Genomic DNA, 22,130 nt, shown 5'->3' on the forward strand with positions numbered 1-22,130 from the left:
AGGAAAGAGCGGGCTTTGCCCGCTCTTTTCTTTTTTGCAGGGTCCAAGTAGCTAAGAGCAAAAGGCAAAGGCTCCGATGCAGACCAATCCGCTCCAAACAATCAAATCGACCTATGACAAGGCGCTGACACTGGCCCGTCAGGGTGATGTGGTTCAGGCGGCAAGCCTTCTCGATGGGTTGGCCCTCACGGCGCCTAGCCTGCCCGAAATTCACTTCCAGCGCGCCCGCCTTGCGGCTCGATTAGGTGATCAGGACAAACGCCTATCCAGCATTGATCGCGCTGTCTCACTTCGCGCGACGGAGCCCGCAATTCTAACTGAGGCCATCGCTGCGCATTCGGCGGCAGGACATCACGAGACAGTTCTCGACCTCTACGACCAGCTGATCGCACTGGACCCCAAGGCAATCAAACCACAAGCGGAAAAGGCGCTTTATCTTCAAACCGCCGGCCGGTTTGAAGAATCGGAAAAGCTCCTCCGTAAACTGCAAAAAAAGCATCCGCATGACGCAGAGCTGTACCGCATGCTCGCCACAACCATTCGAATTGCACCCAACGACCCAATGATTGGCGCAATGCGGCGGTTGGCCAGTCACCCACGTCTGTCGGCACTGGGGCGCATGCATATCAATTTCGCATTGGCGAAAGCGATGGAAGACACAAAGAATACGGCCAAGGTGTTTCCTCACCTCCATCTTGCCAACAAAACCCAGGCCGAGCTTTTCCCGGACGATCCTGCGTCCCGCGCCACCGAGCGCGAAGGCGTACTGGCTGCGCAGCGCAATCTGAATATCGTGCCCGCCGCCAAAGGCACCGACCCCGCGCTGATCTTTGTCACTGGCCTACCACGGTCTGGCACAACGCTTGTCGAGCAAATCATTGGCAGCCACAGCAAGGTGCACACCGGCGGTGAAATGGCCACCGCCTTGCGAACCGCCTACAGCGTCTTCGGCCAAGGGGCCGAAATGCGCCGCTTGACGGAAGAACCGGCCGACAGCTTTCACACCTTCACCCAACGCCTTGACAGTGCGCTGCACTCCTTCGCGGATCCCGCAAAACCGTACCTCACCGATAAGTCGATCATGGTCTTCCTGATCTATGGACTTCTCCACGCAGCACTCCCCAATGCCCGTTTCATCGTAGTCCACCGTGACCCGCGCGATATCGCGCTTTCAATCTACAAGAACCACTTCAACGCGGGCACCCATCGCTATGCCAATGATCTTGCCTCGATCGCCGAAGTGATCAAATCCTTCCGCCAGATCATCTCGCACTGGCGCGACACCCTGCCCGACCGGTTTGCCGAAGTGCGCTACGAAGATCTCGTGGCAGATCCCGAAACACAGTCAAAGCGCCTGATCGCATCTGCGGGCCTCGACTGGGAGGACCAGTGCCTTAACTTCCACCAAAAAGGCGGCACCGTCAAAACGCTCAGTCTGCATCAGGTCCGCCAACCAATTTACCAAAGCTCTGCCGCCGCATGGCGCCGCTATGAGACCGAGCTGCAACCCTTTATCGACGCTTGGGGAGACACACCATGGGATTGACCGACATCACTGCGCGCATCGCCAAAGCCGCCAAAGACGCCGACCGCGATCCTGCCGATATCACCCTGATTGCTGTGTCCAAGGTGCAACCGAACGAACGGGTCGAATCCGTTCTCAGGGAAGGCCATCGCAGCTTTGGTGAAAACCGCGTGCAGGAGGCGGCTGGAAAATGGCCGGATTTCCGCGAAACCTATGATGGGATCGACCTGCATTTGATCGGCCCACTTCAAAGCAATAAGGCCCGACAGGCGTTCGAACTCTTCGATGCGATCCATACGCTCGACCGTCCGAAACTGGCCACAACCTTCGCGCGTCTGGCACAGGAGTTGGGTCAATGCCCGCCGCTGTTCATTCAGGTAAACACCGGAGAAGAGCCGCAGAAAGCCGGGATCGCCCCTGCAGACACCGACGCTTTCATCAAAGAATGCCGTGATCTCGACCTGCCGGTGCTGGGCCTGATGTGTATACCGCCAGTCGACGAAACACCGTCGCTACATTTCGCCCTTCTGCGCAAACTGGCCGACCGTAACGGACTGAGCCAATTGTCCATGGGCATGAGCGACGATTTCGAACAGGCCATCGCGTTTGGAGCGACCCATATCCGTGTGGGGTCTGCCTTGTTTGGAGAACGGGTTCCCCCCGCAGGCGCGTAAGGTTTTCCTCCAGCGGAAAATCAAGATGCGTCAACGCGTCCACGAACCCCAAAAACAAAAAAGCCCCGGATAACCGGGGCTCTTTGCATTCGTGCATCTGAAACAGATCAGTGCAGTTTCTGTCCAACTTCGGCAATCGCATTGTCGATGCTCTTGGCTGCGTCTTTGGCCGTCATCTGCTTGGCAACCACATCGCGGGCAGCCTTGATCGCCACAGCAATTGCGCGGTCCCGCACTTCTTTGACGGCGCTGGCCTGAGCCGACGCGATCTGGTCCTCGGCAGCCACCAAACGGCGGGCAATTGACTTTTCCAAATCTGCGCGCGCTTGCTCACCGGCCAAAACGGCCTCGTCCTTCGCATGTGCAATAATCCGGTCAGCCTGCTCCTGAACTTCGCGCTGACGACGCTCGTAAGATGCCAGCAAAGCCTGCGCTTCTTCACGCAAAGCCTTCGCTTCGTCGAGTTCGCTGCGGATGCCCTCGGCGCGCTTGTCCAACATACCCATCAGCAACGATGGGACCTTGAAGTACAGCAGAACGCCGATGAAAACGAGGAAACCAATGGTCACCACGAAATCGGTGTTCGCCAGCGAGAGGAACGGCTTGTCTCCGGCAGCAAGCGCAGGGCTTGCGACCAGTGTAGCGGCGGCAATAGTCATGATACGGTTCATGTCGCTCACCCCTTCATCTGTGCGTCTACGGCAGCAGCAACCGTGCTGTCGTCGGCCTGACCACCCAAAGCGGCCACAATGGCCCCTGCGGTGTCTTTGGCCACGGCTTCGACGCTTTCTACGGCCGTTGCCCGGATGTCCGAAATCGCTTTCTCGGATTCCGCGGCTTTGGCTGCAATTTCAGCGTCCGCCTTGGCAATCGCCTTGTCCAGCTCAGCCTGCATTTCGGCCTTGTTCTGAGCGATGATCTTTTGCGCTTCGGTACGCGCATCAGCCAAAGCTTTATTGTAGGCGTCTTCGGCCTCAACGGCTTTCTGCTTGAGATCTTCAGCAGCCGCGAGGTCGTTTGTGATCGTGCCTTGTCGTTCCGCAAGAACCGTCGCAATCCGCGGCAATGCGATGCGGGACAGGACAAAGTAAATCGCGACCAGCGCGATCAAAAGCCAGAAAATCTGGTTCGGCATCCAGTCGGCGCAAAGCTGCGGCATACCGATGGCGCTGCCATCCGGTCCTACACATGCGCTGGCTGTACCAGTGGTTTCGGTTGCCATGTCGTCCTCCGTCGGAACTTGTCGTTACATCGGGCGGGCCGCGTGATTACGGCACCGCCCGCGCGTAAGGATAAAAGTCCGAAGCTTAGACGGCGAACATCAGCAGCAGCGACACGAGGAACGCGAAGATCCCCAGAGCTTCTGCGAACGCGATACCGATGAAGAGCGTTGCTGTCTGCGATGCAGCAGCGGACGGGTTACGCAGGGCACCTGCGAGGTAGTTGCCGGCCACGTTGCCCACCCCGATTGCGGCTGCGCCGGAACCGATTGCTGCCAGGCCTGCGCCGATGTGTGCGAGATCGCCTTCCATGTGAATTCTCCTTACGATTGGAAGTTAGCGTTGGTGCGTAGGGTGCGTGATGTCACGCACCTTTTGTTAGTGTGACGGGTGCAGCGCGTCCTTGAGGTACACGCAGGTCAGGATCGTGAAAACGTAGGCCTGAATGAAAGACACCAGAACTTCGAGTGCGTAGATGCCGATGATCCCGAAAATCGCAAGCGGCGCGACCGCGGTGATGGCCGCGAAACCCGCGAACACCTTTAGAACCGCGTGGCCTGCCATGATGTTACCGGCAAGACGGATCGAATGGCTAACCGGGCGCACGAAGTACGAGATAATCTCGATAATCGCGAGAACAGGACGCAGCGCCAGAGGTGCAGACGACACCCAGAAGAGACCAAGGAAACCCGCGCCATTCTTGACGAAGCCAAGGATGGTCACAGCAAAGAAGACGCCGAAGCCCAGAATTGCCGTCACTGCGATATGCGAGGTCGGCGAAAAAGACATTGGGATCAGCGCAAGGAAGTTCGAGAACACGATGAACATGAACAGCGTGAAGATGTACGGGAAGTACTTGACCGCATCCTTACCGGTCACGTCCTCGACCATCTTGTAAATGAAGCCGTATGCAAGCTCGGCCACCGATTGCGTGCGCGTTGGGATTGTCGCGCGCTTGGATGTGCCCAGCACCATCAGCGCAACAACGCAGGCCACTGCCAGCAACAGCCACAACGCTACGTTGGTAAAGGTGAACATGCCCACCGCGCCGTCACCAAACAGCGGTTTGACGATGAACTGGTCCATCGGGTGGAATACAAGTCCGCCGCCCTCAGCTTCCGTCGCCATGTCGATCCCTCTCGTTCTCTCCGGCCTGATTGGCCAGTTGCTTGGTCTGGAATTCCTTGGCGGTGCGCATCATCACGTTCACCCCGGCCGCAAATCCCAGCAATGTAAACAGCACCATCAAGAAGGGCTGCGTTCCGAAAACCGCATCAAGCCCGTATCCGATGCCAAATCCGATCCCAAGACCGGATACCATCTCGATCACCATGCGCCATCCTTGCTGCGCCTGGCTGTAATGTTCCTCCTGATGTGGCTTGTCTTCTTTAGCCCCTTTGGCCGCCGCAATCCGCGCTTCCAGCTCTTTCAGCTTCTGCTTTGGATCACTCTCAGACACGCGCTCCACCTCGGTAGGAACTTTATCCTGTGCTACGGTGCAGCATGGCCTGAGTCAAGGCGCTGGTTGGCACACCCCGAACGTGATCAACACATTGTTTTTAATATGCTTTCTAAACACGCACTATGAGCCATGCAAACGGTCACAGGAGCAAACACCCCCGTTTCGCCCCAATCCGCATATTCAACTTTCCGGTTGAGTTTTCCCGGAACAGTCGTCTACTGCGCTCCATGGCTCCAACTCTCGACACTGTCTTCGCCGCTCTGGCCGATCCGACCCGCCGTCAAATTCTGACGATGCTGCTCGAGGATGACATGGCCGTAACTGATGTGGCCGACCCGTTCGAGATGTCACTCGCTGCGATTTCCAAACACCTTATGGTACTGGCCGAGGCCGGTCTCATCAGCCAAGAAAAGCGCGGCCGCGTGAAATGGTGCAAACTGGAACCGGACGCGCTCAAGGATGCCAGTGTCTGGATGCAGGCCTTTGGTCAGTTCGAGGCCATCAACCTTGATGCATTTGAAGCGTTTCTAGTAAAAGAAAACCTCAGTGCCCCACAAGAGTAACGCCAGGCTTTCGGGACTGGGACGACTGAAATAGACTGGTCTTCAAACCGAACATCGCATCACAGGCGGCGCATGTCGAAACCTTGGTCCACAACAAAATATCTTGGCTGGGCGCTTGCTGTCTGTCTGAGCCTCGGCCCGACGCCAAGCGCCCGGGCCTGTGCGTTTCACGGCTACACACCCAACCCCACTCTGGTCGACCTTCTGCTGGCCACAGAACAAGCTGTGGTCGCCCGCCAACGTCGCGTGGAACGTACCAGATTGTCGACGCCCCGCTCGGACCCGATCTGGGTGAAATCCCCTTCCCAGTCAGCATGCATTACCGCACTCAATTGGAAGGCGACAAATCAGCAACGGCCCTCCTCGTCCGCGACGGCGCTTATGGCCCGTGGATGGAGGTAACCCTGCTTGATACAGGGTTCCGCAATATCATCAGAACGGTGGTGCAGAATCAATCCGCTTGGCAATTGGGCCAAGACGCCGGGCGCATCAAATTGTTCGCAGCGCTTGTCAACGACTCCAACCCGTCCATTCAGCGGCTCGCCCTGCAGGAACTCGACCGCCTGCCCTACGCAACACTTAAGAACGTGCCCGTGCCCCCGATCCGCGGCCTGCTTGAAAACATCGAAGCCGGAGAGCTGGACCAACGCCCGATCCGCATCCTTCTTGCAGGCCTGTCGAAGGATCGCAGCTTTGGGCCTGTGCTGGCCCAAGCGCTTCACCAAGCCGTCTTGCAAGACAAAGCCTATCTCGGCGCATATGTCACCGCGCTGGTCGAACTGCAGGGCAAACCAGCAGTAGAAGCCATTGTTGCCCATTACCTTGCATCCGGCGCAACATCGGAGGGCATTCAGGAGAAACTGCTCGACGCTCTTGCCCTGCAATACAAAACCGCACGCGGCACCACGCGCCGCTCAATCGCCCGCGAAATGGCCGACCTCGTTCGTGAAAAGCCGGAAATGGCCGACCTCTTGATCGCCCAATTCGGCCCACAAGCCAGCGGTCGGTTGTTGCGATAAGCCTAGGCCGCCAGACCACGCCCCTTCAGCAACGCTTCAACCCCCGGCATCCGCCCCCGGAACTTGGTGTAAAGCACATCCGCCTCCTCGGACCCACCGGCTGACAGGATGAACTCCTCAAGCTTTCCCGCCATCGCTGGGTCAAACGCCCCGCCCGCCTCCTCGAACGCCTCGAATGCATCCGCATCCATCACCTCGGACCACATGTAGCTGTAATACCCCGAAGAATACCCGTCGCCGGTAAATACATGCGCAAAATGCGGCGTCGCATGGCGCATCACAATCGCCTCCGGCATTCCCAATCCGGCCAACACCTTGGCCTGCTCGGCCATCGGATCAGCGGGTGGCGTGCCCTCGTGGAACGCCAGATCCACCAGCGCCGAGGCCACATATTCCACCGTCTGGAACCCCATGTCATAGGTCGCTGCCGCCAGCACCTTGTGCAGCATCTCTTGCGGCATCGCCTCTCCGGTCTCGGCGTGTACCGCAAATTCCTGCAACACCTCCGGCACTTCCAGCCAATGCTCATAAAGCTGGCTTGGCAATTCCACAAAGTCCCGCGCCACCGACGTGCCCGAGATCATGTCATAGGTCACATCCGACAACATCTGGTGCAGCGCATGGCCAAACTCGTGAAACAACGTCCGCGCATCGTCATAGGACAAGAGCGCCGGATCGCCCTTGGCGAAGTTGCAGATATTCACCACGATGGGCGCTTGCACATCCGGGAACTTGCGCTGCGACCGCATCGCCGAGCACCACGCACCCGACCGTTTCGACGCCCGCGCAAAATAATCCCCGATGAATACCGCTATATGCCGCCCGTCCCGCGTCACTTCCCACGCCCGCGCATCGGGGTGATAAAGCGCAACATCCAAAGGTCGAAACTCCAAGCCGAACAACCGGGTTGCACAAGCAAACGCCGCCTCGATCATCTTCTCCAACTGGAAGTACGGCTTCAACTCCGCCTCGTTCAGCGCAAACTCCTCGCGCCGTCGTGCCTCTGAGTAATAGCGCCAATCCCACGCTTGCAACGGTCCGTTCACACCATCAGCCACCATCCTGTCTTCCAGCAGCGCGGCATCCGACAAGGCCCGCGCCTTCGCAGGTTCCCATACATCCATTAACAAACTGCGAACGGCCTCGGGCGTCTTCGCCATCTCGGTCTCAAGCTTATAGGACGCGAAATCATCATAGCCCAAAAGTAATGCACGCTCCTGACGCAACTGCAAAATCTCTGCTGCCACACCGCGATTGTCCGTCTTGCCCCCATTTTCGCCACGCGCCACCCAGGCGCGCCACGCCTCCTCGCGCAACGAACGGTTCGGACAGAACTGCAAAAACGGCACAATCACCGACCGAGACAGGGTCAATACAGGACCATCCGCGCCCCGCTCCTTGCCCGCAGCGCGCACCGCGTTCACCACGAACCCCGGCAACCCCTCAAGCTCGTCCTCCGACAAGGCCCGCTGCCAGTCGCGCTCATCCGCCAAAAGGTTCTGACCAAACTGCGTGCCCAAAGTGGCGAGCCGGCCTTTGATCTCTTTCATCCGCGCCGCCTCATCCCCGGTCAGCGCAGCACCCGCCCGCACAAATCCGCGATGGGTCAGCATCAGCACCCGCGATTGCTCTGGCGTCAGATCCAGCGCATCCCGCGCCAGCCACACCTGTTCGATCCGCGCAAACAGCGCCTGATTGCCGTAAATCGCCGCTGAATGCGCCGCAAGCTTGGGCGAAAACTCCCGCATGATCTCTTCACGCATGTCGGTGCTGTCGGCCCCGGCAAGGTTGTAGAACACGCCCAAAACCCGGTCCAAGGCAGAACCCGTCTGCATCAAGCCTTCAACGCTGTTCTCGAATGTCGGCGGCTCTGCGTTGGTCGCCACTGCCTCGACCTCTGCCAACCCTTCCGCCATCGCGGCCTCGATTGCAGGGGCGAAATGCGCGTCCTCAATCAGATCAAAGGGTGGCAGGCCGAACTCGGTGTCCCAGGTTTCAAGCAACGGATTTGTCATCGAACGCTCCTATGGTTTGACCAAAACCTAGGGCGCGGCGCACCGAACAACAATGGCCCAACAAAACCGAAGGCCGCGTTCAGCGTGCTGCAGCTGCCTTTGCACCTTGGCTGCAAACCGGGCAATCCCCGCGCGGCTTGATCCCGATTTTCCGCGTCTCGCCCCAAAGCGCGTCGTAGATCAGCATCTCGCCCTTAAGCGCCTGTCCTGCCCCGGTGATCAGCTTGATCGCCTCAACCGCCATCATCGACCCGATCACCCCCGGCAACGGTCCGATAACACCAGCCTCAGCACAGGACGGCGCCAAACCATCTGCCGGGGCTTCGGGGAAAATACACTGGTAACAGGGCGTACCCGACGCCGGATCAAAGACCGAAATCTGCCCTTCCCATTGCGACAGGGCGCCTGAAATCAAAGGCTTGCCCATGGCAGCAGCAACGCGGTTTGCCAGATAGCGCGTCTCGAAATTGTCCGTCCCATCCAGCACCAGATCATAGTCCGACACCAGCTTTTCCGCCATATCCTCGGTCAGCCGTCGGTGATACGGGCGCACCTCGACATAGGGGTTCTGCGCCACCATTGCCGCTTGGGCGGAAAACACCTTGGGCATGCCGATATCCGCATCGCGGTGAATCACCTGCCGTTGCAAATTGGCGTTCTCGACCACATCGTCGTCGATCACTCCGATGGTGCTCACGCCCGCCGCAGAAAGATATTGCAACGCAGGCGCGCCCAAACCACCCGCGCCGATCACCAACACCTTGGCATCCCGCAGCGCCTTTTGCCCCGGCCCGCCGATCTCGCGCAGCACGATATGCCGCGCATAGCGCTCCAGTTCCGAAGCCGAGAAACTGGCAGACCGCTGCACCGGCGAGGCTTCGCCTTGTTCCTTGACCAGCGCGCGGTCTTTCAACGTTTTGACGACCTTCCCATAGAGCACGGCAATCGCCGCAAAAACGCCCAGCAAGATCCAAAGCGCCGCACTCTCTCCGGTCGCCATGCGCAGCGGATGACCCATTGGCAACGCGATCTGAATGAACAGAACGCCCACATAGAGCAGCCCGATCATGTAAAGCCGTGCTGTCTTTGGCATCTTCATCAGCGCGCCAAGCCCCCAAAGCGCGGCAGCCATTGAGAAAACGACAATCATCCCGAAACCCCGGTCGATCCAAAGCCACCTGCGCCCCGCGTTGTGTCATCCAACGCCTGCACCTCGACAAAATCAGCACGCATAACAGGCGCCACCACCATCTGCGCAATCCGGTCGCCGTGCGAAATCTCAAAGCGCTGATCTCCAGCGTTCATCAAGATCACTCCCAAAGACCCGCGATAATCGCTGTCAATCGTCCCCGGCGCATTGGGAAGCGTGATCCCGTGCTTCAAGGCAAGCCCCGAACGCGGCCGGATTTGCACCTCAAACCCTTCTGGAATCGCCATGCGCAGACCTGTCGGCACCAGCGCCCGCGCACCCGGTTCCAAAACCACCGCTCCACGATCCGGGAAATTCGCCCGCAGATCCGCTCCTGCCGCTCCAGCACTGGCATAGACCGGCAGCCCCAATGACCTGTCCGCTCCCTCGTCCCATGTCAGACTGATCGTGACCACGCTTTGCCCTTCTTCTTTTTCCAAATATGCAAAATGGCCCAACGGCGCCATCAGACCAGCGCGTCGGCAATCCGTGCTGCCAATTGACGCGCCACCGCATCCTTACCCATGCGCGGCCAAGTCTCGGCCCCGGCGTCTGAGATCAACGTCACCGCATTCTCGGTACCGCCCATGATCCCCGTCGCGGGTGACACATCATTGGCGACGATCCAGTCACAGCCCTTGCGCACCCGCTTGGCAGTGGCGTTTTCAATCACATCGTTGGTCTCAGCAGCAAAGCCCACCACCAAACTCGGACGATCCTCGGTCAGTTTCGACACCTCAGCCAGAATGTCGGGGTTCTCCTCGAATTCCAGCACCGGCAGCGCACCTGCCACCTTCTTGATCTTGCTGTCCGAAGCCCCAACCACACGCCAGTCTGCCACAGCAGCCGCAAACACCGCTGCATCCGCAGGCAAAGCCGCCAGCACCGCAGCCCGCATTTCGCGGGCTGTTTCCACGGGGACCACCTCGACGCCGTCAGGCGGCGACACATCCGCGGGGCCGGTGACAAACACCACCTCGGCCCCCAACGTCCGCAGCGCCACCGCAATTGCAGCACCCTGCGCGCCCGAAGACCGGTTCGCGATATAGCGCACGGGGTCAATCGGCTCATGCGTCGGCCCGGATGTCACAACAATCCGTTTTCCCCGCAATGGCCCGTCCGCCAGCGCGCGCAAAAGCGCGTCGACAATTTCCAGCGGCTCCGCCATCCGGCCCGGACCAAACTCGCCACAGGCCATGTCACCGTCATTCGGTCCGACCACGGACACGCCATCGCCGCGCAGCACTGCCAGATTGCGCTGGGTCGACGGATGCTCCCACATCCGAACATTCATAGCAGGCGCGATCATCACCGGCGTGTCCGTCGCAAGAAGCAGCGTCGTCGCCAAATCCCCCGCCATCCCCTGCGCCATCTTGGCCATCAAGTCCGCCGTCGCCGGGGCCACCAGCACCATATCCGCCACGCGGGACAGCTGGATATGGCCCATCTCGGCCTCGTCAGTCAGATCGAACAGATCGGTATAGACCTTTTCCCCCGCCAACGCCGACACCGACAAAGGCGTGACAAATTCTACTGCCGCGCGCGTCATGACTGGCGTCACCATCGCACCGCGTTCGCGCAGACGGCGGATCAGATCGAGGCACTTATACGCCGCGATCCCGCCGCCAATGATCAGAAGGATACGTTTGCCGCTCAACATAAGGCACAGTCCTGACAAGGTTATGTGCCTTTGTTACGGGGCTGCCGGGCAAAACTCAATCAGCGGAACGCGGCGCAGGGGTCTCCACGATCCGCAGGTGGTGCGCTCTCGACCAGATCAAATAACCCTGACGGCGCACCATCATCTTCACCCTGACCCAGGGACATCACACGCAACGCAGGCGCCGCCGCCATCAGGTAGACCGGCGCACCCCAATCCATCCGCGCATGACCGTTCCCGGTGATCACCACCACCGGCCCGCCCTGCGCCTGAAACGCCTGTACCGCAGAATAGGCCAGTTCCGCATCCCGCAAGCGCTGAATGTCCACCATCACCGGCAGCATCTCTTCCGGCATCGCATCGCAATGCGCCGCCAGCTGCAACGCCTCGCGTTCTGACTGCTGGTCCGCCGGCAAAGGCGTGGTCAGCCCATAGAGCTCTGCATCACCGCGAAATCCAGTGTGCACACCTTCGGCCATCGCCGCCCGCGCCACGTCCCTTGGCACAGCAGCGCCAAAATAAGCAGCCTCAGGAGCCGCCACAAAGATCGGATAGTACATCGAAAAAGCCGGCCAGCCGCTGGCATTCCAGCCCAAGGCGGCCTCCAGCGCCGCTTCGTCTGCCACCAGATCCGCTGTGACCACATCTACCTGCGCCTGCGTCAACATCTCGAACACCAACGCAGTCGGTTGCAATTCAACCACAAGCTCTGCTTGCCGCAGATGATGGGCCGGGTTGTCATGCAACTCTCCAAGGAACACCACATCGGCCCCATCAAAAACGCCCCCAGCGACCAGAGCCGTGGGGGCGAAAATCAGGAAACCAAGTGCATACCTCATGAGAGGAAGTGTTGCACCTCAGGGCTCTGCGCTTCAAGCGATTTGCGAATTTTCGCAAACGCCGCCGCTTCCAACTGGCGCACCCGCTCCTTGGACAGGCCGAGCTCGTTGCCAAGGCTCTCCAGCGTGCGTGCATCTTCCCGAAGCTTGCGTTCGCGCACGATAAACCGTTCCCGCTCATTGAGCTGGTTCATCGCCATCATCAGCCACTGACGCAGCTGCGCAAGGTCCAAGTCTTCCTCGACCCGCTCATCCGCCTGCGCGCTCTCGTCTTCAAGCGCATCAATCCACTCACGCCCCTCATCCTCGGTCGATTGCGTCGCGTTCAGCGAATAATCAGACCCGGACAACCGGCCTTCCATCATCTCAACGTCATGCAAGGGCACACCGATTTCTTCCGAAATCATCCGGCGCATCTCGTGCCCTTCGAGAACCTTACCCTCGGCAGCCGCTTCCCGCTCCAACCGCGCCTGAACCCGCCGCATGTTGAAGAACAGCGATTTCTGCGAAGATGTGGACCCGGTCCGCACGATGGACCAGTTGCGCATCACGTAATCCTGAATGGACGCCTTGATCCACCAAACGGCGTAGGTCGAGAACCGCACGCCACGGTCAGGATCAAACTTGTCGGCAGCCTTCATCAGGCCCAGACCCGCTTCCTGAATAAGGTCGTTCATCGGCGCACCGTACCGCTTGAACTTCGACGCCATTGAAATGGCGAGACGCATATACGCGGTGATCAGACGATGAAGCGCGACCTCGTCGCGCTGATCGCGCCACGCATAGGCCAGTTTGAGTTCCGTCTCCGCGTCCAGCAGTTCTGCTTTCATTGCGCGACGAGACAGGGTTTGGTCGTTAAACGAGTCCAGTGCCATTGGTGCCCCCTGATTTTGTCTCTTATACTGATTACGACGGTCCCCTGCCCGTGGATCAAAGATTCATGAAAAAAAGTTTCAACATTGGGCCAACGCCCATGCGTTCTATTCGTTCCGGTGATGGCCTCGCGCACAATTCGAAATTGGGAAAGCCCAACTTGCCGCGATAGACTTGCGCGAAAGATGGGCAATCGGAGACACCCCAGCATGGTTTACGAGCTTTTCATCGGCGATTACGCTTATTCCAGTTGGTCGCTGCGCGGCTGGTTGTTGTTCCGCCAACTCGGCATCGCGCCCAAAGTCCATCTGGTCGACTTCAACAAGACAGGTGTGGCCGAACAACTCGACAGCATTGCGCCTGCCCGCACCGTGCCTGCGATGCGCGCGCCCGACGGCACCATCGTCTGGGATTCGCTGGCGATGGCAGAAGAGCTTCACAGCCGACATCCCGATGCCGGGCTTTGGCCCAATGACCCCGGAGCACGTGGCTTGGGCCGTTCGCTTGCCGCAGAAATGCATTCGGGGTTCACGGCGCTGCGCGGCGAATGCCCGATGAACCTGCGCACGGCCTACCGTGATGTGACACTCTCAGACGCCACGCACATCGACATCGCGCGAATCGAAACCATTTGGTCCCTTGCCCGAAACCGCTATGCCGATCAGGGGCCATGGTTGCTGGGACAGTATTCCATCGCGGATATCGCGTTCGCCCCGGTGGCCGCCCGGTTCGCCGGGTATGATGTGGCGCTCTCAGACACTGCACAGCGCTATGTCGACACACATCTGGCCGATCCATGGTTCCGGCAATGGCGCACGATGGGCCTGACCAACGGGGACACCCTGCCGTGGTACGCAAAACCGTTCGAGACCAAAGCATGGCCCGGCCCGGCACCACTAACCGCAACACCGGTTGATGCGGGGCCGGCAGTCAACGCGCATTGCCCTTTCACAGGTGGCACGCCGTCATATTTTCTCGAAATGGACGGGCACATCTACGGTTTTGAAAATAGGATTTGCCGCGATGAAACCGCGCTTGATCCCGAAGCTTGGCCAGCCTTAATGGCGCTCACCACATCCAGCTAAGTGGCTGCGCCCAGAAGATTTCGCAATCCACATTAACCATTTCGCAACCAAGATGGTCTCACCCTCGCAGCAGACGAGGACCGGATCTCATGGTTGCGCATGCCTATACTGTCGCCTTCGAAGGCGTGGACGCCCGCATGGTCGAGGTGCAATGCGCCATCACCCCCGGAATGCCGGCCTTCGCCGTCGTGGGCCTTCCGGACAAGGCCGTGTCCGAATCCCGCGATCGGGTGCGCGGCGCGCTCTCAACCCTGCACATTGCGCTGCCGTCGAAACGTATCACGGTGAACCTATCACCTGCCGACCTGCCTAAGGAAGGTTCGCATTTCGATCTGCCCATCGCGCTGGCCCTGTTGGTCGAACTGGAGATCCTGCCCAAAGACGCCGTCGCCGACACTGTCGCCCTTGGGGAACTGTCACTCGATGGCGCGCTCATCCCGGTAATCGGTGCGCTGCCCGCCGCGATGGCTGCGGCCGAGGAAAACCGCGCCCTGATCTGCCCCGCAGCCTCCGGCGCAGAGGCGGCTTGGGTTGGCGGCTGTCAGGTGATCGGGGCCAAAGGTCTGATGGACGTGATCCAGCACATGACCGGCCGCACGCCACTCAGCCCCTGTGATCCCGGCGAAGTCAGCCAGGCCCCTGACAGCCGCGACATGCGCGATGTCAAAGGGCAAGAACGCGCCAAACGGGCGCTCGAAATCGCGGCAGCCGGGCGGCATCATGTTTTGATGGTCGGCACGCCGGGCTCTGGCAAATCCATGCTGGCAGCACGCCTGCCGGGCATCCTGCCGCCGCTCACCCCTGCCAAGGCGCTGGAAACCTCCATGGTGCATTCGCTCTCCGGCCTGATCGAAGCCGGCGGTATCTCGCGTCACCGCCCCTTCCGCGAACCACACCACACCGCCTCCATGGCAGCCATCGTCGGCGGCGGCCGCACCGCCAAACCGGGTGAAATCAGCCTTGCCCACAATGGTGTGCTCTTCATGGATGAATTCCCGGAATTCCCGCGCGCAGTGCTCGAAACCCTGCGCCAACCGATCGAGACCGGCGAGGTGATGGTCGCCCGTGCCAACGCCCACATCAAATACCCTTGCCGGTTCATGCTGGTCGCCGCTGCCAACCCCTGCAAATGCGGCTATCTCAGCGACCCGGCCCGCGCCTGTTCCCGTGCGCCGAACTGTGGCGAGGACTATATGGGCCGTATCTCTGGGCCGTTGATGGACCGCTTCGACCTGCGTGTCGACGTGCCGCCCGTGGCATTCCGCGACCTCGATCTGCCCAGTTCCGGTGCCAGCAGCACCGATCTTGCCGCTCGCGTCGCCGCCGCCCGTGCGGTTCAGGCGGCCCGCTTTCAGGACCACCCCGATATGCACCAGAACGCTGATCTTGAGGGCGATCTGCTCGACCAGACCACCGCTCTCGACTCACCCGCACGCACGCTTCTGACCAGCGCTGCCGACCGCTTCGGCCTTTCTGCCCGCGGCTATCACCGGGTCCTCCGCGTCGCGCGCAGCATCGCCGATCTCGACGCCACTAACAGCATCACCCGTGACCACATCGCCGAAGCCCTCAGCTACCGCCTGCCCCAAAACGCCACATGAGGCAGGCAGCAAGGCCCGGCAAAAACCCCTTAAAGCTTGGCTTCTATTGCCTGCCAGATCTTCTCTGCGACGTTGATCCCGTCAAAGCGCTCAAGTTCCTGAATCCCCGTGGGCGATGTCACGTTGATCTCGGTCAAGTAATTCCCAATCACGTCGATTCCGACAAACACCTGACCTTTTTCCTTCAACAACGGCCCAATCCGCGCGCAAATCTCCAGATCGCGCTCCGTCAGCCCGATCTTCTCGGGTCGCCCGCCGACGTGCATGTTCGACCGCGTCTCCCCCTCTGCTGGCACTCGGTTGATCGCCCCAACCGCCTCACCATCGACAAGGATCACCCGTTTGTCGCCCGCTGACACGTCCGGCAAGAACTTCTGCATGATCAGCGGCTCTCTCGAAAACCCGGTGAACAGCTCGTGCAGCGAGGACAGGTTGCGATCATTCGCATCCAATCGAAACACCCCCGCGCCGCCATTGCCATAAAGCGGCTTCAGGATCACATCCTGATGGCGCGCCTTGAACGACTTGATCGTCTCCAAATCCCGCGCGATCATCGTCGGCGGCGTCAGGTCCGGGAAATCCAGCACCAGCAGCTTTTCCGGATAGTTCCGCACCCAAAACGGATCGTTCACCACCAGCGTCTTGCCCTTGAGACGGTCCAGCAAATGGGTCGACGTGATATAGTTCATATCAAATGGCGGATCCTGTCGAAGCCAGACAACATCGACCTCTTCCAGATCAACCTGCACTTCCGGCGAAAGCGCAACATGGTCGCCCTGCACCCGTTGCACCGTAAACCAATGACCTACGGCAAAGATGCGCCCCTCGTCATAGGCCAGCTTGTCCGGGCTGTAGAAAAACAGCTCATGACCTCGCGCCTGCGCCTCTTCGGCCAGCCTGAAAGAACTGTCGGCATTTATGTTGACCGACTGGATCGGATCCATCTGAAACGCGATTTTCATGTGGTGCCCTTTGCAAACTCTGCCTGTGTAATGGCGCAAGCCATGAGGGCGTGCAAGATCGCCGCGTCAGAGGCCCATGCTGGCATTCGGAATGATGTCGATCCTGCCCTGCGCATCCACCAGCGCCACATCCAGTCGCGCATCGGTAAGGGCTCCCGCCGGACATTGGCCCAGATAATCTTCCGCGCTGCGCAAAATACGGCCAAGCTGCCGCGCCGTCACTCGTTGCACGGCAGCTGCATGGGTGCGGCTTTTCTTGACCTCCACGAAAACAACATTGTCGCCTTCCGACAGGATCAGGTCGATCTCACCACAGCGCCCGCGCCAACGGATCTCTCGCAGCACGGCACCCCTGTCCTGATAGTGACGCGCAACAGCCTGTTCAGCGCTCACCCCAGCATGGTAATTTGTCCGCCGCGCATCGCCAACTGGCGCTGCGGCATGGTTGGGAACATTGGCCCCAACGGCATCGGTCTGAAAGTCAAATGGCATAAAGTATCCCTTCAATCACCGACCCTACCTCCAAGACATCAATTTTTGGCTAACGCCATCGCCCTTTGATACGCCTCGCGGCGCGGAATCCCAAAAACCTTAGACACTTCGCTGGCCGCATCCTTGACCGACAACCGTATCAACGCATCCTGCAAAGCCTCGTCCAGCGTCGCCTGATCTGTGACTGCACCAATACCGCGATCGATCAGAACGACGATTTCACCCTTCGGGGTTTCTTCGGAATACTTGGTGGATAAATCCGCCAACGACCCCGCACAACGCTCTTCGAATTTCTTGGTTAACTCCCGGCACACCACCGCGTCCCGGTCTGGTCCCAACACCTCGGCCGCATCGCGCAGCATCGCGCCCAATCGCTTTGGGGATTCGTAAAAGATCAACGTCGCCGGCACACCGACGAATTCCGCCAGCGCCGTTTTCCGCTTGCTCGCAGTGTTGGGCAGGAACCCGGCGAACAGGAAACGGTCCGACGGCAGACCAGACAGGGTCAGGGCAGCAACCGCCGCCGTTGCCCCCGGTGCCGTGGTGCAGGGCACTCCGGCCTGCAACGCCGCCCGCATCAAGTCGAATCCCGGGTCCGAGATCAACGGAGTGCCTGCTTCCGACGCATAGACAACCGACTGCCCCGCCTCCAATGCGGCCATCAGGCGGGGCCGCGCCCGATCTCCATTGTGATCATGATAGGCCACCAATGGACGGTCTCCCAACGCCACACCGTGGATCTCCATCAACCGCCGCAACGACCGCGTATCCTCTGCTGCAAGCACGTTCGCCCCGGCCAGCAGGTCAAGCGCGCGCAGTGTGATGTCACGCGCATTGCCCAGCGGTGTCGCCACCAGATACAACCCCGGCGCGATCTCGCGTGTCTGCCAATTCATGTCTGGACCCGCCTTTGTCGTTGTCTATTATCGGTCCCAATTAATGAAGCGCGCCCAAATCCTGTTCGGCGCGCCAAGGGAGCGCGTTTTATGTTGGCTGTTTTGTCCACCCCCCGCAAGCTGTTGCGCAAAGCCGCTGCAGTCGCGGCCTTCATCGGTCTGGCGGCCTGTGATCCGACGATGATGACCGCCCCCAGCAGTGGGTCCGGGCCCAGCGTCAACACGAACGCGCCTGTCCCTGTGGCTTTGTTGATTCCCCGCAGTGACAGTGGCGCTGGGGCCGTTGCGGCCAGCCTTGAAAACGCCGCACGTCTTGCTGTCGCCTCGCTCGACGGGGTGCAGATCGACCTGCGCGTCTACGACACCGCGGGGGATGCCCAGCGCGCGGCCCTTCAGGCCGAAACTGCCGTTGCCGAAGGCGCACAGATCATTCTTGGCCCGCTCTTTGGCGAAGCGGCGAATGCCGCAGGCGTCGCGGTTGCCGACAACGGCGTCAACGTACTCAGTTTCTCGAACAACCCCTCCATCGCAGGCGGAAATGTGTTCGTACTCGGCCCAACCTTCCGCAACACCGCGAACCGTTTGCTCGGCTATGCATCCCGTCAGGGCCGCAATTCCGTTGTGATTGTGCACCCGCAGAACGTCGAAGGCGAATTCGGCAAGGCCGCGATTCAAGCTGCAGCAAGCGAGACCGGCGTGCGCGTCGCCGCCATCGAATCCTTTGCGTTTTCGCAGGAAGGTGTGGCTTCAGCCGTACCGCGCATCCGCGCGTCCATCGGCGCTACGGGTGCCGACTCGATCTTCCTGACATCGAACGCCGCAAGCGCGCTGCCAATGTTGCTGCAACTTCTGCCCGAAGCAGGGGTCAACCCCGCGACAACCCAGTATATGGGCCTCGCACGCTGGGATGTGCCGACACAGATCCTGTCCATGCCGGGCGCACAGGGCGGTTATTTCACCCTGCCTGACACCGCAGCCAAAAACGCCTTCGACAGCCGCTATCGGGCGCAATTCGGGCAAGAGCCACATCCGCTGGCCGGTCTTGCCTTCGACGGCATCGCAGCCATTGGCGCTTTGGTTCGCCAAGGCCGATCCGATGCTCTCACTGCGCGGGCGCTGACACAGAATTCGGGCTTTCAAGGCGCAAATGGCGTCTTCCGGTTACGCCCGGACGGAACCAATGAACGCGGTCTCGCAGTGGCGACCGTGCGCAACAACCAGGTGACCATCCTTGACCCAGCCCCATCCGGCTTCGGCGGCGCAGGCTTCTAAATCCCTGAGCATGACCAACCCATCGGGGGCGCCCACCGCCTCCGATGACTTCTCCGACATTCTCGATGTGCCCGCCACGCAAGACGCGATGTGGGCCGCAGTTGGCGACATGTATGACGAGCGCGAGGTGCGCAACGCGGTTGTCGCGGTTCTCAAGGACGCGCAGAAAACCGGGCGTGCTGCCGTTGCAGCGCGGCTTGATGCGCAGCCGCGCAATGCCCTGTCTGTGACCACGGGCTACACGTGGCTCACCGATCAGGTAATCACGCTGACATTCGAGATCGTCACAGAGCGTGTCCACCGCAACCCCAATCCGACCGAGGGCGAACGCCTGTCGGTTTTGGCAGTCGGCGGCTATGGGCGCGGCGAGATGGCTCCGTTTTCCGATGTCGATCTGTTGTTTCTCACGCCTTACAAGATCACCGCATGGGCCGAGAGCGTGATCGAATCCATGCTCTACATCCTGTGGGATCTGAAACTGAAAGTCGGGCATTCGTCGCGCACCGTCAAAGACTGCCTGCGCCTAGGTGCCGATGACTTCACCATCCGCACCGCCATGCTCGAACACCGCTTTCTGGTCGGCTATGAACCCTTGGCGGTCGAGCTTGACTCCAAGCTCTGGAATACGCTTTTCAAGGGCACCGAGGTCGAATTCGTCGATGCGAAATTGGCCGAGCGCGATGCCCGGCACGTCAAGCAAGGCCAGCGCTACATGGTCGAACCCAATGTGAAAGAAGGCAAAGGCGGGCTGCGCGACCTGCAATCGCTGTTCTGGATCGCCAAGTACATCCATCACACCGACGACCTAAGCAAACTGGTCCGCGCGGGCGTGTTCCGCCCCGAGGAATTCCAGACCTTCGTCAAAGCAGAGAACTTTCTCTGGGCCGTGCGCTGCCACCTGCATCTCGCCTCGGGCCGCGCCACTGAACAACTCACCTTCGACATGCAGGTCGAAGTGGCTGATCGCATGGGCTATGCCGACAAAGGTGGCCGCCGCGGCGTCGAGATCTTTATGCAGGATTTCTTCCGCCACGCCACCTCCGTCGGCGACCTGACCCGCATCTTTCTCACCTCGCTCGAAGCTTCGCAGCAAAAGGAACCACCTCTTTTGATGCGGCTCTTCAAGCGCCAGCCCAAGACGCGCGACGGCTACGAGGTGGTGAACAACCGCCTCGCCATCACCGACGACAAGGCTTTTCTGGCCGACAAAATGAACCTCCTGCGCATCTTTGAAGAAGCACTGCGCACCGGTCTGCTGATCCACGCCAATGCCATGCGCCTGATCAGCGCCAACTTGAACCTAATCGACAAGGACATGCGCAACGACAAGGAAGCCCAGCGCATCTTCCTCGACCTTCTGCTCAAACACGGCAACCCCGAACGCGCCCTGCGGCGCATGAACGAACTGGGTGTTTTGGCGGCTTTCATCCCCGAATTCGAACCGATCGTGGCGATGATGCAGTTCAACATGTACCACCACTACACGGTGGACGAACACACGATCCAATGCATCTGGCACCTGAGCGAGATCGAAAACGGCCACCTGGAAGAAGACCTGCCCGTCGCCAGCTCGATCCTCAAACACGGCATCAACCGCAAGGTGCTCTACGTTGCGCTGCTCTTGCACGACATCGGCAAGGGACGGGACGAGGATCACTCGGTCCTCGGCGCCAAGATCGCCCGCAAGGTGGCACCCCGTCTGGGTCTCAATAAACAGGAATGCGCCACCGTCGAATGGCTGGTGCGCTACCACCTTCTGATGTCGGATATGGCCCAGAAACGCGACATCGCCGACCCGCGCACTGTGCGCGATTTCGCCAAGGCGGTGCAAACCCGCGAGCGGCTCGATCTGCTTTGTGTCCTAACCGTATGTGACATCCGCGGCGTGGGCCCCGGCACTTGGAACAACTGGAAAGCTGTGCTGATCCGCGCGCTCTACCGCCAGACACGCCGCGCGCTCGAAGACGGGATGGAGGCGCTCAACCGCGAAAACCGCGGTGCCGAGGCCAAGAAAGCCCTCCGCAACGCGCTCGAAGGTTGGGATACCAAGGACCTGCGTATCGAAACCGGCCGCCACTACCAGCCCTACTGGCAAGGTCTGCACGTCACCGCCCACAAGATCTTTGCCGAACTGTTGCGCGACATCGGCAACAACGAAATTCGCATCGACATCCATCCCGATGAGGACCGCGATGCAACCCGCGTGTGTTTTGCCCTGTCAGACCACCCCGGCATCTTCTCGCGGCTCGCCGGCGCCTTGGCTCTGGTGGGCGCAAATGTCGTCGATGCCCGCACCTTTACATCGAAAGACGGGTTCGCCACGGCCGTCTTCTGGATTCAGGACAGCGATGGATCGCCCTACGAGGACGTGCGCATTCCCCGCCTGCGCGACATGATCTCCAAAACCCTGCGCGGTGACATAGTTCCGCGTGAGGCCATAAAACCGCGCGACAAGATCAAGAAACGCGAACGCGCTTTCAATGTCCCGACATCCATCACCTTCGACAACGAAGGGTCGGAAATCTACACCATCATCGAAGTCGACACACGCGACCGCCCCGGCCTGCTGTTCGACCTGACCCGCACCATGGCCAACGCCAACGTGTACATCGCCTCCGCAGTGATCGCGACCTACGGCGAACAGGTTGTGGACACGTTCTACGTCAAGGACATGTTTGGCCTCAAATTCCATTCCGAAAGCAAACAGAAATCTCTTGAGACCAAGCTGCGCATCGCCATTTCCGAAGGCGCGGCGCGGGCCAAGGAACAGTAACCCCAAAATA

22 protein-coding genes are annotated in these 22,130 nt (G+C 60.0%); 8 read left to right on the forward strand and 14 right to left on the reverse strand.

All coding sequences use genetic code 11. The features are described 5' to 3' along the window. The first annotated feature begins 76 nt into the window (after positions 1-76). Positions 77-1,546, forward strand: coding sequence for a tetratricopeptide repeat-containing sulfotransferase family protein (locus ACK3EW_RS16410; RefSeq protein WP_493807016.1), 1,470 nt, complete (start codon positions 77-79; stop codon positions 1,544-1,546). Next, positions 1,537-2,199: a YggS family pyridoxal phosphate-dependent enzyme gene (locus ACK3EW_RS16415; RefSeq protein WP_493807017.1), complete on the forward strand. Its 663-nt coding sequence runs from the start codon at positions 1,537-1,539 to the stop codon at positions 2,197-2,199. The genes ACK3EW_RS16410 and ACK3EW_RS16415 overlap by 10 nt, the downstream gene beginning before the upstream one ends. 107 nt (positions 2,200-2,306) lie before the next feature. Here the strand turns inward: ACK3EW_RS16415 and ACK3EW_RS16420 are convergent, their stop codons facing one another. From ACK3EW_RS16420 to ACK3EW_RS16440, 5 genes are all read right to left on the reverse strand, one after another. Continuing rightward, entirely contained in the window at positions 2,307-2,870 is a 564-nt protein-coding gene (locus ACK3EW_RS16420) for a F0F1 ATP synthase subunit B (protein ID WP_493807018.1), read from the reverse strand. 5 nt (positions 2,871-2,875) lie between these two features. Further along, positions 2,876-3,421: a F0F1 ATP synthase subunit B' gene (locus ACK3EW_RS16425; protein WP_493807019.1), complete on the reverse strand. Its 546-nt coding sequence runs from the start codon at positions 3,419-3,421 to the stop codon at positions 2,876-2,878. A gap of 85 nt (positions 3,422-3,506) precedes the next feature. Continuing rightward, positions 3,507-3,731 carry a F0F1 ATP synthase subunit C gene (locus ACK3EW_RS16430; protein ID WP_072775827.1) on the reverse strand — a complete coding sequence of 75 codons (225 nt, stop codon included), beginning with the start codon at positions 3,729-3,731 and terminating at the stop codon, positions 3,507-3,509. 66 nt (positions 3,732-3,797) lie between these two features. After that, positions 3,798-4,547, reverse strand: coding sequence for a F0F1 ATP synthase subunit A (locus ACK3EW_RS16435; RefSeq protein ID WP_085628423.1), 750 nt, complete (start codon positions 4,545-4,547; stop codon positions 3,798-3,800). Further along, positions 4,531-4,878 (reverse strand): AtpZ/AtpI family protein, encoded by a 348-nt coding sequence (locus ACK3EW_RS16440; RefSeq protein ID WP_493807020.1) that lies wholly within the window; start codon positions 4,876-4,878, stop codon positions 4,531-4,533. The genes ACK3EW_RS16435 and ACK3EW_RS16440 overlap by 17 nt, the downstream gene beginning before the upstream one ends. Before the next feature lie 230 nt (positions 4,879-5,108). Between ACK3EW_RS16440 and ACK3EW_RS16445 the strand changes: the two genes are divergently transcribed. Together ACK3EW_RS16445 and ACK3EW_RS16450 are read left to right on the forward strand one after the other, a co-directional pair. After that, complete coding sequence (locus ACK3EW_RS16445; protein WP_439118977.1) at positions 5,109-5,444, forward strand: ArsR/SmtB family transcription factor; 336 nt, start codon at positions 5,109-5,111, stop codon at positions 5,442-5,444. A 314-nt stretch (positions 5,445-5,758) separates the two neighbouring features. After that, positions 5,759-6,463 (forward strand): hypothetical protein, encoded by a 705-nt coding sequence (locus tag ACK3EW_RS16450; protein WP_493807021.1) that lies wholly within the window; start codon positions 5,759-5,761, stop codon positions 6,461-6,463. Positions 6,464-6,465: 2 nt separating this feature from the next. Here the strand turns inward: ACK3EW_RS16450 and ACK3EW_RS16455 are convergent, their stop codons facing one another. From ACK3EW_RS16455 to ACK3EW_RS16480, 6 genes are all read right to left on the reverse strand, one after another. Continuing rightward, positions 6,466-8,478 carry a M3 family metallopeptidase gene (locus tag ACK3EW_RS16455; RefSeq protein ID WP_493807022.1) on the reverse strand — a complete coding sequence of 671 codons (2,013 nt, stop codon included), beginning with the start codon at positions 8,476-8,478 and terminating at the stop codon, positions 6,466-6,468. 79 nt (positions 8,479-8,557) lie between these two features. Continuing rightward, complete coding sequence (locus ACK3EW_RS16460) at positions 8,558-9,628, reverse strand: HesA/MoeB/ThiF family protein (RefSeq protein ID WP_493807023.1); 1,071 nt, start codon at positions 9,626-9,628, stop codon at positions 8,558-8,560. Next, a complete protein-coding gene (gene dut / locus ACK3EW_RS16465) occupies positions 9,625-10,083 on the reverse strand; it encodes a dUTP diphosphatase (protein ID WP_493807024.1) in 459 nt (152 codons plus the stop codon). Before dut ends, ACK3EW_RS16460 begins: the two co-directional genes overlap by 4 nt. A gap of 50 nt (positions 10,084-10,133) precedes the next feature. After that, positions 10,134-11,327 (reverse strand): bifunctional phosphopantothenoylcysteine decarboxylase/phosphopantothenate--cysteine ligase CoaBC, encoded by a 1,194-nt coding sequence (gene coaBC, locus ACK3EW_RS16470; RefSeq protein ID WP_439118972.1) that lies wholly within the window; start codon positions 11,325-11,327, stop codon positions 10,134-10,136. 59 nt (positions 11,328-11,386) lie between these two features. After that, a complete protein-coding gene (locus tag ACK3EW_RS16475; protein WP_493807025.1) occupies positions 11,387-12,166 on the reverse strand; it encodes a ChaN family lipoprotein in 780 nt (259 codons plus the stop codon). Next, positions 12,163-13,041 carry an RNA polymerase factor sigma-32 gene (locus ACK3EW_RS16480; RefSeq protein ID WP_085628430.1) on the reverse strand — a complete coding sequence of 293 codons (879 nt, stop codon included), beginning with the start codon at positions 13,039-13,041 and terminating at the stop codon, positions 12,163-12,165. Before ACK3EW_RS16480 ends, ACK3EW_RS16475 begins: the two co-directional genes overlap by 4 nt. Positions 13,042-13,248: 207 nt before the next feature. Here ACK3EW_RS16480 and ACK3EW_RS16485 point away from each other — a divergent pair, with 207 nt between their 5' ends. Both ACK3EW_RS16485 and ACK3EW_RS16490 read left to right on the forward strand, forming a co-directional pair. Continuing rightward, a complete protein-coding gene (locus ACK3EW_RS16485) occupies positions 13,249-14,124 on the forward strand; it encodes a glutathione S-transferase (RefSeq protein ID WP_493807026.1) in 876 nt (291 codons plus the stop codon). An 89-nt stretch (positions 14,125-14,213) separates the two neighbouring features. Further along, a complete protein-coding gene (locus ACK3EW_RS16490) occupies positions 14,214-15,725 on the forward strand; it encodes a YifB family Mg chelatase-like AAA ATPase (protein WP_493807027.1) in 1,512 nt (503 codons plus the stop codon). A 29-nt stretch (positions 15,726-15,754) separates the two neighbouring features. On the opposite strand, the gene gshB is transcribed toward ACK3EW_RS16490, so the two are convergent. The 3 genes from gshB to rsmI all read right to left on the reverse strand — a co-directional run bounded on the left by gshB (position 15,755) and on the right by rsmI (position 18,075). Continuing rightward, positions 15,755-16,687, reverse strand: coding sequence for a glutathione synthase (gene gshB / locus ACK3EW_RS16495; RefSeq protein WP_493807028.1), 933 nt, complete (start codon positions 16,685-16,687; stop codon positions 15,755-15,757). Between the two features lie 66 nt (positions 16,688-16,753). Further along, on the reverse strand, positions 16,754-17,179 hold the full coding sequence (locus ACK3EW_RS16500; protein ID WP_493807029.1) for a YraN family protein: 426 nt from the start codon (positions 17,177-17,179) through the stop codon (positions 16,754-16,756). 38 nt (positions 17,180-17,217) lie between these two features. Beyond that, the gene (gene rsmI / locus ACK3EW_RS16505) at positions 17,218-18,075 is read right to left on the reverse strand and encodes a 16S rRNA (cytidine(1402)-2'-O)-methyltransferase (RefSeq protein ID WP_493807030.1); all 858 of its coding nucleotides are present in this window, start codon (positions 18,073-18,075) and stop codon (positions 17,218-17,220) included. A gap of 90 nt (positions 18,076-18,165) precedes the next feature. Between rsmI and ACK3EW_RS16510 the strand changes: the two genes are divergently transcribed. Together ACK3EW_RS16510 and ACK3EW_RS16515 are read left to right on the forward strand one after the other, a co-directional pair. Further along, on the forward strand, positions 18,166-19,347 hold the full coding sequence (locus ACK3EW_RS16510; RefSeq protein ID WP_493807031.1) for a penicillin-binding protein activator: 1,182 nt from the start codon (positions 18,166-18,168) through the stop codon (positions 19,345-19,347). A gap of 10 nt (positions 19,348-19,357) precedes the next feature. Continuing rightward, positions 19,358-22,120, forward strand: a complete 2,763-nt coding sequence (locus ACK3EW_RS16515; RefSeq protein WP_493807032.1) for a [protein-PII] uridylyltransferase — start codon at positions 19,358-19,360, stop codon at positions 22,118-22,120. Positions 22,121-22,130 lie beyond the last annotated feature (10 nt).

This window comes from Marivita sp. NO-S04, assembly GCF_059070475.1.